Here is a 261-nt window from a genome sequence, read left to right on the forward strand (position 1 = left end):
ACTCTCACACCTTGCGGCGCCAGAACCTAAATCTGGTGCGTCTACCAATTCCGCCACTTCCGCGTAGTTTTGTGGTCATCATTGATAATTGGAGAATCAATGAGACGTTGTGTTCTTTCAAAAAGAAAGAGTGGCTGGGCTACCTGGATTCGAACCAGGGAATGGCGGCATCAAAAGCCGCTGCCTTACCGCTTGGCGATAGCCCAACAGCGACAGCTTATTCAAGCTTGTCAAAAATATGGTGCGGAAGGAGAGACTTGA

General features: G+C 49.0%; 1 tRNA gene. It reads right to left on the reverse strand.

What is annotated here, in order from left to right:
* Positions 1-131 precede the first annotated feature (131 nt).
* Positions 132-206: transfer RNA gene (locus tag M9194_RS21630), tRNA-Gln, on the reverse strand.
* Positions 207-261 lie beyond the last annotated feature (55 nt).

This window comes from Vibrio sinus (assembly GCF_023634645.1).
Lineage (GTDB): Bacteria > Pseudomonadota > Gammaproteobacteria > Enterobacterales > Vibrionaceae > Vibrio > Vibrio sinus.